Below are 564 nucleotides of genomic sequence, written 5' to 3' on the forward strand. Positions count from 1 at the left end.
GCTACATTGATTCCCTTTCTTTGGGCAATAGCTGAAGATAATTTTGCTAAAGCATTGATTTTAATATCCCAGGATGCTTTTCCTGCTCTCAATTCCAGTATTTGTTCACTTGTAAAACCATTCATTTCGCCCATCATAGTATGAGCAGCCAGGCAATAATCACAATCATTTATTTGACTTACAACAAGGTTAACAACTTCTTTTTCTTTTTTGCTGAAGGATGTTTTACTGTTTTGAAATGCCAGGTAATTTTCTAAGGCAGTCTCAGAATGAGCCATGGCAGCATATAAGTTAGGAACCATACCTAACGCGCTCTCCAGATTATTAAATATTGCCTGATTGTTTTCAGATACTTCTCCTCTGTTGGGAACTGTGAAATTTGACATTATCTTTAAATTTTAATTGTTATAAATTATTTGACAATGCAAAGATGCAGCAGTAGTATATTTGTACAGTAGGTAAGCTTTCCTTAAGAGTGGGCAATTGTTCCTTTCCGAAAACCTGAAGGAGACTTTTTTTCCATGTTTTTGAAGAAGCGTCCAAAAGCTTGTACATCTTCAAATC

Annotated in this window: 1 protein-coding gene; it reads right to left on the bottom strand. The window is 35.3% G+C overall.

The genetic code is table 11. From position 1 onward, the window contains the following. Positions 1-386 (bottom strand): carboxymuconolactone decarboxylase family protein (locus LB467_RS18700; protein WP_224475665.1); only part of this gene is annotated, 386 nt, incomplete at its 3' end. Positions 387-564: the final 178 nt, after the last annotated feature.

This window comes from Salegentibacter tibetensis (assembly GCF_020164485.1).
Classification (GTDB): Bacteria; Bacteroidota; Bacteroidia; order Flavobacteriales; family Flavobacteriaceae; genus Salegentibacter; species Salegentibacter tibetensis.